Genomic DNA, 14,672 nt, shown 5'->3' with positions numbered 1-14,672 from the left:
CCATGAATAAACTGTTTGCAGGCACTGCTCTGGCAATGATCGCACTGGCCGGTGCCGCCAGCGCCGAGTCCCACACCGGCATGTCCGCATGCCTGATCACCAAGACGGACACCAACCCCTTCTTCGTCAAGATGAAGGAAGGCGCCGAAAAGGCCGCCGCCGATCTGGGCATGGAACTGAAATCCTTCGCCGGCAAGGTCGACGGCGACAACGAAACGCAGGTTGCCGCGATCGAGACCTGCATCGCCGACGGCGCCAAGGGAATCCTGATCACCGCGTCCGACACTTCTGCGATCGTCGATTCGGTCCAGAAGGCCCGCGACGCCGGCCTGCTGGTCATCGCGCTGGACACGCCGCTGTCCCCCGCCGACGCCGCTGACGCGACCTTTGCGACCGACAACTTCGCCGCCGGTCTGCTGATCGGTGAATGGGCCAAAGGCGCACTGGGCGACGCTGCCGCCGACGCCAAGATCGCAATGCTAGACCTCGCCGTCAGCCAGCCCACCGTCGACGTGCTGCGCGACCAGGGCTTCCTGCAGGGCTTCGGCATCGAACTGGGTGATCCGAACGTCATCGGCGACGAGGACGACGCCCGTATCGTCGGCAACGACATCACCGCCGGCAACGAAGAGGGCGGCCGCACGGCGATGGAAAACCTCCTTACCGTGAACCCCGACATCAACGTGGTCTACACGATCAACGAACCCGCCGCGGCCGGTGCCTACGAGGCGCTGAAGGCTGTCGGTCGTGAGAACGACGTGCTGATCGTGTCCGTCGACGGCGGCTGCCCCGGCGTGCAGAACGTGGCCGACGGCGTGATCGGTGCAACCAGCCAGCAGTATCCGCTGGAAATGGCCAAGCTGGGCGTCGAGGCGATCGCCGCCTACGCCAAGGACGGCACCAAGCCCGCGCCGACCGAAGGCAAGGACTTCACCGATACCGGCGTGAAGCTGATCACCGACAAGCCCGTTGACGGCGTCGACTCGATCACCTCCGAAGAAGGCAAGGCAATCTGCTGGGGTTGATCTGACCCCACAGGTTGAGACACACTGACAACGACAGGGGCGGCGGAGGATCCGCCCCTGTCGGACAAGTCCGGGGAGGCCAGTGTTGCCGTGACCGGCACCACAGCACAATTTGAAAAGAGGGGGAGGCAGGCGATGGCATCGCAATCCGACGACTATGAATCCGTTGTGAAGGTCAAACGCGAGGAAGCGGTTGCCGCGTTCCGCGACGATCACAAGGGTTTCGTCAAGAAGGTGCAGCACGCGCTTCACGTCACACCGTCGCTGGTGCCGCTGATCGTGCTGATCGTGTCGATCATCGTGTTCGGCAGCCTGCTGGGTAGCAAATTCTTCTCGGCCTCGTCCCTGACACTGATCCTGCAACAGGTGCAGCTGGTCGGCATCGTGGCCGCAGCCCAGTCGCTGGTGATCCTGACCGCCGGGATCGACCTGTCCGTGGGTGCCATCATGGTGATGTCTTCGGTCATCATGGGCCAGTTCACGTTCCGCTACGGCATTCCCGCCGAAATCTCGATCATCTGTGGTCTGGTCATCGGCACGGCGCTGGGTGCCGTGAACGGCATTCTGGTGTCCAAGATGAAACTGCCGCCCTTCATCGTGACGCTGGGCACCTGGCAGATCATCCTTGCCGCCAACTTCCTCTATTCTGCCAACGAGACGATCCGCAGTCAGGAAATCCGGACCGAGGCCCCGATCCTTCAGTTCTTCGGCACGACCTTCAAGATCGGTGCGGACGAGGCAGGTCGCGGCGGCGCCGTTCTGACGGTCGGCGTGATCTTCATGATTCTGCTGGTTGCGGTACTGGCCTACATCCTGCGGCAGACCGCCTTCGGCCGCCACATCTATGCGGTAGGCGACGATCAGGAGGCGGCAAAACTGTCGGGCGTCAACGTCGATGGCGTTCTGATCGCGGTCTATGCGCTGGCAGGACTGATCTGCGCCTTCGCCGGCTGGGCCCTGATCGGGCGCATCGGCTCGGTCTCTCCGACCTCGGGCCAAGAGGCCAACATCCAGTCGATCACCGCCGTCGTGATCGGTGGTATCTCGCTCTTCGGTGGGCGCGGGTCGATCATGGGATCGCTCTTCGGGGCGCTGATCGTCGGTGTCTTCACGCTGGGCCTGCGTCTGGCCGGGGCCGACGCGCAATGGACGTATCTCTTCATCGGCGCGCTGATCATCATCGCCGTCGCCGTCGACCAATGGATCAGAAAGGTGTCTGCATAATGGAACCCATTCTCAAAGGCCGCAATCTGGTCAAACGCTATGGCAAGGTCACTGCACTCGACCATTGCGACTTCGACCTTTACCCGGGCGAGATCCTGGCCGTGATTGGCGACAACGGTGCCGGCAAGTCCTCCCTCATCAAGGCCGTGTCCGGCGCCGTGATCCCCGACGAGGGCGAAATCTTCCTCGAAGGCAAGCGGATCCAGTTCGCCTCTCCGATCGAGGCGCGCGCCGCGGGGATCGAGACGGTCTATCAGACCCTCGCCATGTCCCCTGCCCTGTCGATTGCCGATAACATGTTCATGGGGCGCGAGCTGCGCAAACCCGGGTTTCGCGGCAAGTGGCTGCGGCAACTGGACCGCAGCGCGATGGAAAAGTTCGCCCGCGAGAAGCTCAGTGAACTGGGCCTGATGACGATCCAGAACATCAACCAGGCGGTCGAAACGCTTTCTGGTGGCCAGCGTCAGGGCGTCGCCGTGGCTCGCGCCGCGGCCTTCGGGTCCAAGGTCATCATCCTGGACGAGCCGACGGCGGCTCTGGGCGTCAAGGAAAGCCGCAAGGTGCTGGAACTGATTCAGGACGTGCGCGCGCGCGGCGTGCCGATCATCCTGATCAGCCACAACATGCCCCATGTCTTCGAAGTTGCTGACCGCATCCACGTCCACCGTCTGGGCAAGCGGCTTTGCGTCATCAATCCCAAAAACCACACCATGTCCGATGCCGTGGGCTACATGACCGGCGCCAAGGAGCCCGATCAGGAACTGGAAATGGCCTGAAACCGACAGTGGACCGCCCGTAACATAGGACGGTCCATCTTCTTCTGGTCAAAAATACTTCGGGTTCCGGGGCAGCGCCCCGGCACGACATTTCACCCGCGCGCCTCTGTCCCAAGCCGGTTGCGATAGGCCCGTGGCGACACGCCCATCCTCTTGCGGAACACCCGCGCGAAATACGCAGGGTCAGAAAATCCCAGATCATAGGCGATCGTCGTGACCGGCTGGCGCGTATAGGCCAGCCGCCGGGCGGCCTCGCCCAGCAGATGTGCCTGCACCGCGCCCATGACCGACTGATCCGCCTGTTGGCGAACGATACGGTTCAGCTGGGTGACCGACGTGCCAAGATGTGCCGCATAATCCGCCACCCGCCAGCCTTGGGTCGCGTGGGTTCTGACGGCATCTTCAAACCGCGCGCGAAGCGTGGCCCCGGCATCCGCGATCGGTGGTACACCCGCCACCAGATCGCACCCCAGCGCGACGACCAGCGCCCGCAGCGCAAGGTCGCGCTGGCCCGATGGATCAGCATGACGGCTGGCGATGGCGGCGAACAAATCGGCGATACGCGGCGTTTCGGGATGGGTCTGGATCCGTTGCAGCCCCGCCGGCACAAGGGCGGACAAAACCTCGACCGGGACCGTCACGACAAATCCCTGCGTGCCGTCCGCAAAGATGAAACCATGCTCCAGCTGGCTTGGGATCGACAGGGCGATGGGCAGCGGCAACGCCCGGTCGCCCTCGGCCAGCCGCAGGGTCACGCCGCCGGACCGGATCAGAAAGAACTGGTGCAGCTCCGGATGCCGGTGTCGCGCGATCTTCCAGCCATGGCGATGGGCGCGGGCGTTGATGTCCTCGCAATGCAGGACATCGGGAAAGATGCGGCCCTCGCCAAAAAGCGCGAAGGCCGGTGTCCGTTTGGCTGGATTGTCCAAGTTGTCGCTCCGATCCTGCCGGTATCATGGGGCCAGACGGTCCAGAATTGCAAGATAAGCATTCGAGGAGGATTTAATGCGCACACAGGTCTGCATCATCGGGGGAGGCCCGTCCGGCCTTTTGCTGTCGCAACTTCTGGACCGGGCGGGCATCGCCTCGGTCGTGCTGGAACGCCAGACGCGGTCTTATGTGTTGGGCCGGATTCGGGCCGGCGTGCTGGAATACGGCTCCGTCGGGATGCTGGAACAGGCGGGCGTGGCGACCCGCGCCCATGCCGAAGGCCTGCCCCACTCCGGCACGTACCTTGCCGTCCAGAACGAGGGCTTCCGCATCGACTTCGACGCGCTGATCGGCAAGAAGGTCATGGTTTACGGCCAGACTGAGGTGACCCGAGACCTGTATGAGGCGCGTGACCGGGCAAATGGAATCGTGATTCACGAGGTCGAAGGCACACAGCCTCACGATCTGGACAGTGACGCGCCCTATGTGACCTACACGTTGAACGGCACCGAACACCGCATCGACTGTGATTATGTGGCGGGTTGCGACGGCTTCCACGGCCCATCACGACAGGCGATCCCAAAGGATGTGCTGACGGAATACGAGCGCGTCTATCCCTTCGGCTGGCTGGGCATCCTGTCGGAAACCCCCCCGGTCAGCCACGAGCTGATCTACGCCAACCACCCGCGCGGCTTTGCACTGGCGTCGATGCGCAACCCGCACCTGAGCCGCTATTACATTCAGGCACCCGTGGACGACCCGCTGGACAAATGGACCGATCAGGCGTTCTGGGACGAGTTGCGCCGCCGCCTGCCGCACGACGCGGCCGAGACGCTGGTCACCGGCCCCTCGATCGAGAAATCCATCGCCCCTCTGCGGTCCTACGTCGCCGATCCGATGCGCTGGGGGCGCCTGTTCCTCGTGGGCGATGCGGCGCATATCGTGCCGCCGACCGGGGCAAAGGGGCTGAACCTTGCGATTTCGGACGTGCATTACCTGTTCGAGGCGCTGAAACTGCATTACGCGCAGGGCGATGACACGGGCCTTGACGGCTATTCGCAGACCGCACTGGCGCGGGTCTGGAACGCGATCCGGTTCAGCTGGTGGTTCACCACCACCATGCATCGCTTTCCCGACCAGACGATTTTCGATCAGGCCATTCAGGACGCCGAGTTGCGCTATCTGCTGGGGTCGCAGACAGCCCAGCGCGCGCTGGCCGAAAATTACGTGGGGCTGCCCTACTAGCGCCCCATCGCCATATAGCGCAGCACCGTCGGGCCGATGGTCAGGATGAACAGGGCGGGCAGCATCATCGACGCCATGACGGCTGACATCTGCACGGGCAGCTTGTTTGCCTTCTCGACGGCCTTCATCTCGCGGGTCTCGCGCATCTCGACCGCGTAGGCGGTCATCGCGTCCGAGATACTGGTGCCATAGGCCATCGACTGGCTGATGAGCTGCGCAAAGGCCGCGACCTCGTCGACGCCGGTGCGCAGGGCCATGTCCTGCAGTGCGCCCGCCCTGTCGCGACCGGCCAGCACCTCGGCATGGCACAACAGAAGTTCCGCGCTGATGACCGGGCTGACCGTTGCCAGCGCCTGACCGACGCGGACCATTGCCGCATCAAAGCCCATGCCGGCCCCCACCGCGATCTGCAGCAGGTCGAGCGCGTTGGGAAACGCCTCCTCGATCGCACGCCTGCGGGCGTCGATCCGCCGTTTCAACCAGATCGTCGGACCGTAGAATCCCACGGCGACACCGCCAGCGATGATCTGCGTGATGCGCAGCGAAGTCAGCAAAGCAAAGGTCTCGGCCACGGCATCGGGCAGGATCTGAAAGGACCGCAGCGCCAGCAGCATGCCCACTGCCGCAGGCAGGATCAGCGCCAGCACCAGCCGCATCACAAAGAAATTGCGCACTGCGTTGGGCCCGTCAAAGCCCGCCTGCTGCAACTGCGCCCGGATCAGGGTGCGTTCTGCGCCATCCTGCGGGATCAGGGCCTTCAGCATTCCTTCGGGGATTTGGTCAGGGGTCTTCAGCAGGGCCTGCCCGTTGCCATGACGCAGGTAAGCGGCGGCCGTCGCCTGCATCCGGACCGTCTGCCGGTCGCTATGCCCCAGCAACATCCACACCCCGACGGTCATCATCAGGACGCCCGCAAAGATCGCGAACAGGATCAGGCCCTGCGGGGTGATCGGCAGAAGTGTCATCAGTGCGGTCATGGGATCGGTCCTTTTGCCTCAGATGCGGAAGGTGACGAGCTTTTTCATCATCAGCCCGTTGCCGGTCACCAGCACGACCACGATGATCGCCAGCGGCAGGAACTTGGGATCGTCCGATACGCCGCTGAAGTATGTCGGCGCGGTGATCAGCGTGGCGCCGAACATCAGGAACGGCAGCGCCGTCAGGATGATCGCCGAAATGCGCCCTTCGGAAGAAATCGCCTTGACCCGGCGGCGCATGGAAAACCGCATCCGGATCACCCGCGCCAGCGTGGCCAGCACGGCGGCGAGGTTGCCACCGGCACTTTGCTGGATCGCGACAGCGGCAGACAGGTAGTGCAGGTCTTCGTGATCGATCCGCGTGGCCATGTCCTGCACCGCATCGACCAGTCCGTCGCCATAGGCGATCTGGTCGGCCAGCAGGCGAAATTCCTCACCCACGGGGTCTGCCATTTCACGCCCCACGGTGGCGATCGTCACGTTCAGCGGATGCCCGACCGTCAGGCCGCGTCGCATCATCTCCAGCGCATCGGGCAGCTGCTTGCTGAACGCCATCATGCGTTTGGCCCGCATGTGGTTGATCCAGGCCGTCGGCCCGCCCAGCGCAATCAACGCGGCCATGCAGGCCCCCGGCACGACGCCCAGCCGCCACCAGAAAAGGACAAAGACGGGCACTGCGATCCCGGCGCAGATCGCCAGCAGGCGCTGCGGCGCAACCGTCAGCCCCGCCTGCCGCATCTTGACCGGCAGGTTGCCGAAAAACGGCAGTTTCAGCCAGAACGGCGCGGCATCGGGGGCCCGCAGGGTGGCCGTCGCCTGCCCCAGCCGCTGCAACCGCGTCGCTGCCTGACCCAAGCTTGCATCGTTGTTGGAAAAGGCCTGCCGTATGCCTTCGCACAAGACAAGGATCCCGGCAAAAAGCATCGCCAGCACGACATACTGCGGCGCGATGGCGTCGAACAGGGCGGCGATCCGGGTCATGCGACCTCCTGCGGGGCGGTGAAGGTGCCAAGCGGCAGATCAAAGCCCGAGGCCTGCAACTGCTCCATGCATTTGGGGCGGATGCCGGTCGGGGCGAAGCGGCCCATGACGCGCCCCTCCGCATCCAGACCTGTCTTGCGGAATGCAAAAATGTCCTGCATCAGCACGACCCCGTTTTCGAGGCCCGTGACCTCGGAGATCGACATCACACGCCGGCTGCCGTCGGCCAGACGGTTCAGCTGCACGACGATGTTGATACCGGCGGCAATCTGGGTGCGCACGGCGGACAGCGGAAAATCCGCGCCGATCATGACGACCATCTGTTCCAGACGGGATATCGCATCGCGGGCGGTGTTGGCGTGGATCGTCGTCATCGACCCGTCATGGCCGGTGTTCATCGCCTGCAGCATGTCAAAGGCTTCGGACCCGCGCACTTCTCCAATGACAATCCGGTCGGGGCGCATCCGCAGCGCGTTCTTGACCAGCTCGCGTTGGGAAATCAGGCCGGTGCCTTCGGCGTTGGCGGGGCGGGTTTCAAGGCGCACGACGTGGTCTTGCTGCAACTGCAACTCTGCCGCATCCTCGATCGTCACGATCCGCTGGCGGTGGTCGATGAAGGCGGACATGGCGTTCAGCATCGTCGTCTTGCCCGACCCGGTGCCGCCGGAAATCAGCGCGTTCATCCGCGACTGCACGCAAGCGGCCAGAAACTGCGCCGCCGTGTCGTTCAGCGCGCCATACCCCACCAGCTTGTCCAGCGTCAGCTTGTCGGCGCTGAACTTGCGGATCGACAGCGACGCGCCGTCGATGGCGCAAGGCTTGATGATCGCGTTCACGCGGCTGCCGTCCGGCAGGCGGGCATCGACCCAGGGCTGGCTTTCGTCGATGCGACGCCCCACGCGGCTGACGATCTTGTCGATGATCCGCAGCAGGTGCTTTTCATCGCGGAACCGCAGCGGGCTGCGTTCCAGCAGGCCGCGCCGTTCGACAAAGATCTTGTCCGGCCCGTTCACGAGGATGTCCGACACGGTCGGATCTGCCAGCAAGGGCTCCAACGGGCCAAGGCCCAGCACCTCGTCCATCAATTCGTTGACCAGCTGCCGGAACCGGTCACCGGTCAGCGTCTGCCCGCGCTGTTGCAGGATGGGCGCGACCAGTGCGCCGATCTCGCGCTTCAGATCGGCGCGTTCCACCTGTTCGATCAGGCCAAGGTTCATCTGGTTCAGAATCGCCTCGTGCAAGACCTGCTTGAGGTCGTGCCAGCCGGTATCGGCAGTGGGGATCGCAACGGCGACGGGCTGCGGGGCGACCACGGGGATGTGGGGCGTCGGCGCGACCGGTGATGCAGGCGGGGTTGGGCGGACCGTCTGACGGAAATCCTTGAACATCACATTCTCCTTTTTTCAGGCGCGGCGGCGCTGGGTCTGGGACAGCGAGGTGCGCAGGCCCGCAATCAGCGGACCCATCGCCCGGATCGTTGCGGACCGGGGGGCCGCTGCCGCCAGTGGCACACCCTGCCCCGCCGCCCTTTGGGCCGCGCGCGCATCACCGGGCAACCAGTGGCGCAGGCTCTCGCCCAGAAAACGTTCCGCCTCTTTGACGTGGGCGGGTTGCGAAAACGGCTTGCGCTGGTGGGTGACGACAAGATCGATCGTCAGCGACGGATTATCGTCGCGGAACATGTCCATCATGCGCCGGGTCTGGCGAACCGTATGGACCGTAGGGTCGGTCAGCAGGAACAAGCGATCGGCCCGCGCCAACACGGGCGCCGTCCAGTCCGTCAGCGCCCGCGGCAGATCGAGGATCACCACGTCATAGGCCAGCCGCAACTCGTCCAGCAAAACGGCGACCATGTCGGGGGTCATCGCATCCAGCGGCGCCATCGCATCCGGGGCCGCCATCACATCGAATCCCAGCGGATGCGAAACCATCGCCCGCTGCAGCATCTCGTGATCCGGGTGCTGCCCCGTCTGCAGCATGGTCAGATATCCACCGCCATCCGTGATATCGAGGCTGGATCCCAGAACGCCATTCTGGAAATCAAGGTCAACGACCGCAATGCGCGGCGCAGCCGTGCCCGCGCGCGCCGATTTACGGTCGGTTTGTGCCATCAGGGTCGCGGCATTCAGCGCGAAGGCCGTCGCCCCCAGACCGCCGCGCGCCGCAGCGACAGCAACGATCAGGCCATTGTGTGCGGCGTCGCCCCGCTTGGCCTGCGTAACCTCGGCCACGGGCGCGATCTGCGCTGCGTCGGTCAGGCGCGGAGCGGCGGCGGCCAGCGGCATGACCTCGTCCAGACCCGCCGCCATCAGCCCGCGCGCCACCGCAAGGCTGAGCGGTTCGGCTGTCAGGCCCAGAAACTTGATGGCCGATGAATCATCGGCCTTCATCCGCCGCAGCGCCGCAACGTCCGCATCCTGACCCGGCCGGATGCCGAAGATCACCAGATCCGTGTCGGTCAGCGGGCCACGATCGCACAGGTCGGCCAGCGTCATGCGCTCCGACCGTACGACCAGCGCAGGATCGCCGCGCCCGACGTTGCGCGCCACCATCTCTGCCATACCCGGCAGATCGCTGATCACCAGCACGCGGGTCTGGACAAGTGCCGTGTCGTCAACCGACGGCGCGCAAGCAAGGGCCTGTGTCATATGTCATCTCCGATCAAGAGGGCCTCGGCGGGCAGCGATGCGCTCATCGAGGGAAAGGTCAGGGGATCGCCCAAGGCGCCCGGGTCGCCGACACCGGCCAGACGCGCCAGCGCGCCCAGCGGGGTCACGAAGGCAAAGCGCAGATCCGTGATTTCTGCCGTGACGTAGGGCGTATAGGGGCCGCCCAGAAAGCCCAGCGTCGGATCGAAGGCATATGTCAGCGTCAGGTTGGCGGGTGTGGCGTTGGCGGGCATCAAGGGCGCCACATGCGCCCAAAGGTCCGGCGCATGCTCCGCCGTGCAGGACACGGTCACGGCCGTACGGCAAAGCCCTTGGCCAAGGCTGCACGACGCGCCGAAGCCAAGGCCCGACAGGACGCCGGACAAGGCACCTCTGGCATTCGTCTTGGGCAGGCCCGCGCAGATCGGCGCGGTCACCACGGCGCGCCTGACGGCCATTTCCGTCGCCTTCTGCGCCATGACCTGCGAAAATCCCAGGCGGCCAAAATCGATCAGTCCGAAGGTGAGCAGCAGCAGCAGCGGCGCCACCAGCGCAAATTCCAGCAGCACTGCACCGTCCTCGGCGCGGGCAAAGCGTTTTATGATGTGTCGTCCGGTCATGTGCCAAAAATTCGTCCGGTATCGGCGACCTGCAGATGCGTGACGGGCGGTACGCCGCCGAACAGCCCGAAAATCCCCGAAAACGGCCATGTGATCGTCATGTCCGCGGTCACCGTGGCGACAGGCGTATAGGCAAGGTGATAGGCGCCCGCTTTGCAGACCACGACGGGTGTTACGTCGTCGACGGTGATCGACGCGGGAAACAAAGGCAGGCCATCTGCACTGTTGCGCACGATGTCCGTGACCGTTCCCTGCATGGCCATGATGCTGGCTTGCGCCGCCGTCGCGGGCGAGGTGCCACAGATGTCGCCCGGCACCACCCGCCCGACATAGCGCGTCGCATCGCGGACACCCGCGATGGCCGCCTGATAGGACCACATCAGGCGCGCGCCCTCGATCGTGACCGAGAACAGCAGCAGCATCACCGGCAACACCAGGCCGAATTCGACCAGCGCCGCACCGTCGGTGTCGCTGGCAAAGCGCCGCAACCGCATGACCATGCCCCCGATCATTGATAAAGCCGCACGACATCGCGCGTGGTCACGTCGGGCGACCTTGGTGCCTGACCCCGGCCCAACCGGCCCACGACCTCGACATTGATGGTATTGGACCCGTTGGCCTCGGCGGGGCTGTTCAGGAACAGCTCCACGAAATCAAGCACCGGGACATTGGACAGATCGGCGTTGGCGGACAGGCCGGAACAGTCGATGGCCGCTGCCACGACAAGGCGGCGGTTCGGATCACGGTCCAGCACCGGCGCGCACAGCGGCAAGACCTGTGGCGTCGCACCGCCCAGCAATCCGCCGACCACGCCACCCACGGTCCCGCCCAGCAGGCCACCAACAAGGCCGCCGCTGCTGCCGCTGGCCTGCGCCGAGACCATGGCGTTGTAGAATTCAAACCGAGTCTTCGCCTGCGGGAACGGATCGGTTCCGCCGTAATATTTCGTGACCAGCTCCGCTCGCCCCGTTGCCCAGGACGCGTTGCCGGTCACACCGCAACTGCCAGACCGTTGGCAATCGTCCCGGGGCAGGTTGGGAAAACCCTCCGGCGTGTTGGTGCATTGGTTTACCCCGGCGGCGCCCAGCAGGTTCGGCACTGCGGCATAAAGCGGATTGGTCTTCAAGTTGGTCGTCGCCGCATCAAAGATGCCAAGGCGCACGTTCAGCCCCGCCTTGACCGTCGGCAGGCGGTTTCCGGTGGTGACCTCGATCCCGTCCTGCGCCAGGCAAGAGGTCCGCTCGCCCCGCGCGGCCAGCAGGCACAGATCAAGGTTGATACCCGACAGCGTGTTGCAAATGCCGTCGACGTCGATCAGCGGCACCGTGTTCTTGACCAGCGAAATGGTCCCCGGCACCAACTGGTTGGGATCGACCGAAAGATCCAGACTGACGCCCTTCTTCAGGTCCGACAGGTCGGCGCGCGCGTTCAGAAGCGGCGCGCAGAACGTGAGCGGCGTCGTGTTGCAGGCATATTTGCTGAACCCTGCGACGGCACTGGCACCGACGGTCTCGGGGCCTCCGGCCCGGCCGGTCAGCCGGGTAAAGGCGCGCGAAAAGGTGCCGCGGACACGACGGTCGGCCACGGTCGCCCGCACGAAACGTGCAAGCTGTGGCCGGGATTCGGTGCGTCCCGCGCCCGCATCTGTGCGACTGGCGTAGAACGTCAGCACAAAGTCGCCGGCCCCGCCAAGGCTCTGACTGCCCTCGCCATAGGTCTGCGTATCGGTGATGAATGCGGCCGCCGCCCCATTGGCGCGCGTGATGGCGTCGCTGGCCCCGTCCAGCTCTCCTGCCGCGGCAAGTGCCACGTTGTCGGCAAAGGACTGCAGTTCCGACTGTGTCGCTGCCTGACGACCAAAGTCGAAACCAAGGGCGATCACGCCCAGAAAGACCGCCAGCATGACAGCAAAGAGCGCGATGATCGCGCCGTCCTCGTCACGGACAAAGCGGGCCAGATGCCGCGTCATTGCAGCGACACCGTCGACGTCTCGAGGCCGCGGCGCACGGTGATGGTCCGCGGTGCGGCAGCGGGGGCTGTCGGTGTCAGGGGAACAGGGACCGCGCGGCCCCATACGTCGTCCATCGTGATCTGCGCGGGCGCATCCTCTGTCGTAACGTCGCCTTGGTCCTGCCGCAGCGTCAGGCTCAGCAGACCGGCCTGTTGCGCAATTGTCAGGATTTGCGCGTCGCGGGCCGAAACCTCGACCGTGATGGTGCGCGCGGTGCGCGCGGCGCTGCCGGTCGTGTCGGCGTTCTGGTCCGTGGCTAGAACGCGGATGTTCTGCAGAATCGTGCCGGTGCGCAGTCCGTCGCCGCGGCCTTCGGTCAGCACGATATCGACGCGGTCCCCGGGTGTGACAAAGCCGCCGACTGCGGTTTCGGCATTCACCCTGATCGCCACGGCGCGCGCGCCTGCGTCCAGCGTGCTGCCGATCGTCACGGTCGCACCGAAATCGGACACGGCGTCGGCAAGCAGCACGTCACCGGTCCGGATCGTGCGCGTGGCGCGGCGGGGTGCGGCGCCGACCTGCCCCAGCAACACATCTGCACTGTCAAAGGCACCCGGCGGCACGGTCCCCGCCGGCCAGGATTGCAGCGTCAGATCCTCGGCCCGGATCTCGGCGCCGAAGGGAATGTCGCGGGCGGCCGCGATCAGGCTGACCTGCTCGGCCATCGCCGACGCCGCAGGTGGCGGCGCCGGCGGCACGGCATTCATCAGATCGCTGGCCTTCCACACGGCGCCGCCGGCGATCAGCAGTCCGCCAGCCATGAACAGGATGGGTTTGAGGTCCATTGTCGCCTCCTAAACTTGAGTTTGAAAGAAAGGAGGGCTTTCATCCCGCTACGTTTGGCCAAAGCAGCGATCGGGCACTGCTTTGGCAGAAGTCCTAACGTCTTAGGTCGGAGTACAGCCGGAATCTGCACCTTGAAGCGCACACCGTGCGTCAGTCATCTGGACATCCACATCGCCGCCCAGCGCCGCCAACGCGCCAACACCAACGGTGATCGCGAGGCCGAGGGCAATGCCGTACTCGACGAGGGTGGCCCCGTCTTCGTCGCGGCGGAAGGTCGTCAGGAAGATCTTGGCGGTTTTAAACATGTCTTGGTCCTTTTGAATGCGAGCACCAACATGGCGCCGATGGCCTCAAAATGGCGGATCGCGGCCGCCGTCACATCGACCAAATAGATGAGATATCAGGGCCTTGCGCGTCAGACAGCAAATGCGGCGTCCACCACCACACCAGCGCCCTGCCGGTGCCTTGCTTTCGCCGCAGCTTGGCGCGGTTGTCCGGGTCGGACCGGCAGGGCGCCACATTAAGGTCTTGATCCCACGCGTTCGGGGTTTTTCCGATCCGTTCAGAATTCTCAACAATTTCTTAATTTGGCCCCCGGACGGAGGCTAGAACGGCGGCTGTCAGACCCGTAACGAGGATTTTTTTTCATGAACCACTCTGCCGCCTACCACGCCTACGCCGCTTCGAGTCCGGCCACGGACCCCGCTGCGCGCCGCGCGATGGCACTGGGGGCGCTCTTCGGCGCGGCGTCTCATGCTGGCGTTCCGCTGACCCGTGCGCTGGCGGCATTGCGTCAGGAAACGCGGGCGGACGTGGTCTGCCTGCTGCGTGTCACCGGAACGGTCGCCGCCCGCCTGATCGCGACGACAGCGGCCCAGCCGTCGCTCATCGACCCACGGATCGCTGCCTTCGCCCGCAGGCTCTGTACGGACCCGGCGCAGCTGATTGCCGGCCACACCCTGATGGATGCGCGCACCAACGGGCAATGCGCCGTGGTGCTGGGGGTCGGCACACACCACGCCGACCTGCTGATCCTGCGCAAGGGCGATCCGATCGTGCTGTCGGATTTCGGCGCAATCGCCACACCGATCTGGGCGGGCCGCCGTCCCGGCCTTGCCCGCAAGGCCATCGCGGCGCTTGCGACAGGACCAGAAGACGATACACCTGTCGCCCCAGATGCCATCCTGAGCGAGGCGAACCCCGCCGGACTGACGCCTGCAGAGCGGCGAATTGCCAAGGCTCTTCGGGACGGGCTGTCGCCGGCCCAGATCGGAACAATGCTGCAGATTGCGATGCCGACGGTGCGGACGCATCTGCGCAACATCTATAACAAGACCGGGCTGCGCGGTATGCACGAGGTCTGCCATCGCCTGCATACCGAAGCGGCACGACACAGCGTGCCGCGCGTTGACGGATTGGCCTGCGACGCTAGGTAGCAAGTTCCTGCTC

15 protein-coding genes are annotated in these 14,672 nt (G+C 64.9%); 5 read left to right on the top strand and 10 right to left on the bottom strand.

The features are described from left to right. The first annotated feature begins 2 nt into the window (after positions 1–2). The 3 genes from GLR48_RS09210 to GLR48_RS09200 all read left to right on the top strand — a co-directional run bounded on the left by GLR48_RS09210 (position 3) and on the right by GLR48_RS09200 (position 3,025). Positions 3–1,025 (top strand): sugar ABC transporter substrate-binding protein, encoded by a 1,023-nt coding sequence (locus GLR48_RS09210; RefSeq protein ID WP_237060970.1) that lies wholly within the window; start codon positions 3–5, stop codon positions 1,023–1,025. A gap of 135 nt (positions 1,026–1,160) precedes the next feature. Beyond that, a complete protein-coding gene (locus GLR48_RS09205; RefSeq protein ID WP_237060969.1) occupies positions 1,161–2,249 on the top strand; it encodes an ABC transporter permease in 1,089 nt (362 codons plus the stop codon). Further along, on the top strand, positions 2,249–3,025 hold the full coding sequence (locus tag GLR48_RS09200; RefSeq protein ID WP_237060968.1) for an ATP-binding cassette domain-containing protein: 777 nt from the start codon (positions 2,249–2,251) through the stop codon (positions 3,023–3,025). Before GLR48_RS09205 ends, GLR48_RS09200 begins: the two co-directional genes overlap by 1 nt. Before the next feature lie 92 nt (positions 3,026–3,117). On the opposite strand, the gene GLR48_RS09195 is transcribed toward GLR48_RS09200, so the two are convergent. Then, positions 3,118–3,954, bottom strand: coding sequence for a helix-turn-helix domain-containing protein (locus tag GLR48_RS09195; protein WP_237060967.1), 837 nt, complete (start codon positions 3,952–3,954; stop codon positions 3,118–3,120). Positions 3,955–4,030: 76 nt separating this feature from the next. Between GLR48_RS09195 and pobA the strand changes: the two genes are divergently transcribed. Continuing rightward, positions 4,031–5,200 carry a 4-hydroxybenzoate 3-monooxygenase gene (gene pobA / locus GLR48_RS09190; protein ID WP_237060966.1) on the top strand — a complete coding sequence of 390 codons (1,170 nt, stop codon included), beginning with the start codon at positions 4,031–4,033 and terminating at the stop codon, positions 5,198–5,200. Here pobA and GLR48_RS09185 read toward each other — a convergent pair. The 9 genes from GLR48_RS09185 to GLR48_RS09145 form a co-directional block, all read right to left on the bottom strand. Further along, entirely contained in the window at positions 5,197–6,177 is a 981-nt protein-coding gene (locus tag GLR48_RS09185) for a type II secretion system F family protein (RefSeq protein ID WP_237060965.1), read from the bottom strand. The genes pobA and GLR48_RS09185 overlap by 4 nt on opposite strands. Before the next feature lie 18 nt (positions 6,178–6,195). Then, positions 6,196–7,158 (bottom strand): type II secretion system F family protein, encoded by a 963-nt coding sequence (locus GLR48_RS09180; protein ID WP_237060964.1) that lies wholly within the window; start codon positions 7,156–7,158, stop codon positions 6,196–6,198. Beyond that, positions 7,155–8,546, bottom strand: a complete 1,392-nt coding sequence (locus GLR48_RS09175; RefSeq protein ID WP_237060963.1) for a CpaF family protein — start codon at positions 8,544–8,546, stop codon at positions 7,155–7,157. The genes GLR48_RS09180 and GLR48_RS09175 overlap by 4 nt, the downstream gene beginning before the upstream one ends. 15 nt (positions 8,547–8,561) lie before the next feature. Beyond that, on the bottom strand, positions 8,562–9,806 hold the full coding sequence (locus GLR48_RS09170) for an AAA family ATPase (protein ID WP_237060962.1): 1,245 nt from the start codon (positions 9,804–9,806) through the stop codon (positions 8,562–8,564). Further along, the gene (locus GLR48_RS09165; RefSeq protein ID WP_237060961.1) at positions 9,803–10,426 is read right to left on the bottom strand and encodes a TadE/TadG family type IV pilus assembly protein; all 624 of its coding nucleotides are present in this window, start codon (positions 10,424–10,426) and stop codon (positions 9,803–9,805) included. The genes GLR48_RS09170 and GLR48_RS09165 overlap by 4 nt, the downstream gene beginning before the upstream one ends. Next, positions 10,423–10,926: a TadE/TadG family type IV pilus assembly protein gene (locus GLR48_RS09160; protein WP_237060960.1), complete on the bottom strand. Its 504-nt coding sequence runs from the start codon at positions 10,924–10,926 to the stop codon at positions 10,423–10,425. Before GLR48_RS09160 ends, GLR48_RS09165 begins: the two co-directional genes overlap by 4 nt. Positions 10,927–10,934: 8 nt before the next feature. Next, the gene (locus GLR48_RS09155) at positions 10,935–12,395 is read right to left on the bottom strand and encodes a TadE/TadG family type IV pilus assembly protein (protein WP_237060959.1); all 1,461 of its coding nucleotides are present in this window, start codon (positions 12,393–12,395) and stop codon (positions 10,935–10,937) included. After that, entirely contained in the window at positions 12,392–13,222 is an 831-nt protein-coding gene (cpaB, locus tag GLR48_RS09150) for a Flp pilus assembly protein CpaB (protein ID WP_237060958.1), read from the bottom strand. Before cpaB ends, GLR48_RS09155 begins: the two co-directional genes overlap by 4 nt. A 102-nt stretch (positions 13,223–13,324) precedes the next feature. After that, on the bottom strand, positions 13,325–13,528 hold the full coding sequence (locus GLR48_RS09145) for a Flp family type IVb pilin (RefSeq protein WP_237060957.1): 204 nt from the start codon (positions 13,526–13,528) through the stop codon (positions 13,325–13,327). 342 nt (positions 13,529–13,870) lie between these two features. Between GLR48_RS09145 and GLR48_RS09140 the strand changes: the two genes are divergently transcribed. After that, on the top strand, positions 13,871–14,659 hold the full coding sequence (locus tag GLR48_RS09140; protein WP_237060956.1) for a helix-turn-helix transcriptional regulator: 789 nt from the start codon (positions 13,871–13,873) through the stop codon (positions 14,657–14,659). Positions 14,660–14,672: the final 13 nt, after the last annotated feature.

It is taken from the genome of Loktanella sp. M215, assembly GCF_021735925.1.
Taxonomy (GTDB): domain Bacteria; phylum Pseudomonadota; class Alphaproteobacteria; order Rhodobacterales; family Rhodobacteraceae; genus Loktanella.
This window is presented reverse-complemented; position numbering and strand designations above follow the sequence as displayed.

Bases quoted from the DNA above. Each gene is read 5' to 3' on its own strand.
- GLR48_RS09210 (WP_237060970.1), top strand. From the start codon at position 3: ATGAATAAACTGTTTGCAGGCACTGCTCTGGCAATGATCGCACTGGCC.
- GLR48_RS09205 (WP_237060969.1), top strand. From the start codon at position 1,161: ATGGCATCGCAATCCGACGACTATGAATCCGTTGTGAAGGTCAAACGC.
- GLR48_RS09200 (WP_237060968.1), top strand. From the start codon at position 2,249: ATGGAACCCATTCTCAAAGGCCGCAATCTGGTCAAACGCTATGGCAAG.
- pobA (WP_237060966.1), top strand. From the start codon at position 4,031: ATGCGCACACAGGTCTGCATCATCGGGGGAGGCCCGTCCGGCCTTTTG.
- GLR48_RS09185 (WP_237060965.1), bottom strand. From the start codon at position 6,177: ATGACCGCACTGATGACACTTCTGCCGATCACCCCGCAGGGCCTGATC.
- GLR48_RS09180 (WP_237060964.1), bottom strand. From the start codon at position 7,158: ATGACCCGGATCGCCGCCCTGTTCGACGCCATCGCGCCGCAGTATGTC.
- GLR48_RS09175 (WP_237060963.1), bottom strand. From the start codon at position 8,546: ATGTTCAAGGATTTCCGTCAGACGGTCCGCCCAACCCCGCCTGCATCA.
- GLR48_RS09170 (WP_237060962.1), bottom strand. From the start codon at position 9,806: ATGACACAGGCCCTTGCTTGCGCGCCGTCGGTTGACGACACGGCACTT.
- GLR48_RS09165 (WP_237060961.1), bottom strand. From the start codon at position 10,426: ATGACCGGACGACACATCATAAAACGCTTTGCCCGCGCCGAGGACGGT.
- GLR48_RS09160 (WP_237060960.1), bottom strand. From the start codon at position 10,926: ATGGTCATGCGGTTGCGGCGCTTTGCCAGCGACACCGACGGTGCGGCG.
- GLR48_RS09155 (WP_237060959.1), bottom strand. From the start codon at position 12,395: ATGACGCGGCATCTGGCCCGCTTTGTCCGTGACGAGGACGGCGCGATC.
- cpaB (WP_237060958.1), bottom strand. From the start codon at position 13,222: ATGGACCTCAAACCCATCCTGTTCATGGCTGGCGGACTGCTGATCGCC.
- GLR48_RS09145 (WP_237060957.1), bottom strand. From the start codon at position 13,528: ATGTTTAAAACCGCCAAGATCTTCCTGACGACCTTCCGCCGCGACGAA.
- GLR48_RS09140 (WP_237060956.1), top strand. From the start codon at position 13,871: ATGAACCACTCTGCCGCCTACCACGCCTACGCCGCTTCGAGTCCGGCC.